Source organism: Priestia sp. SIMBA_032 (genome assembly GCF_046535215.1).
Classification (GTDB): Bacteria; Bacillota; Bacilli; order Bacillales; family Bacillaceae_H; genus Priestia; species Priestia aryabhattai.
The window spans coordinates 1-267 of the sequence record NZ_JAWRXD010000786.1 but is presented as its reverse complement, the minus strand read 5'-3'; the positions used below and the strand labels follow the sequence as shown (position 1 = coordinate 267).

Here is a 267-nt window from a genome sequence, read left to right as displayed (position 1 = left end):
CGTGGCGGCCTCGCCCGGGGTGGCGATCGTTCGCACTTCGTCGCGGCGCACGCGGGCACCGGGGGCGAGCCCGGTCCCGTCCTGTGCCGTGATGCCGAGCTCGAGCTCGCCGTGGAATTCCCGTTCGGCTTCGATGAGCAGGTGCACCGCGTCCTCGTCGCGGGGCGCGATCACGCGTATACTCACGGTGCCGGCCACCGCGTCGAGCCAGCTCGCGGCGACCTCGCCGTGGACGAGGTCGACCGTGCGGCGCAGTTCCGCGGCCCC

Annotated in this window: 1 protein-coding gene; it reads right to left on the bottom strand. The window is 74.2% G+C overall.

Annotated elements, in window-relative coordinates; all coding sequences use genetic code 11:
• A partial coding sequence (locus tag SB717_RS36470) for a hypothetical protein (protein WP_410907916.1) occupies nt 1-267 on the bottom strand: 267 nt, incomplete at both ends.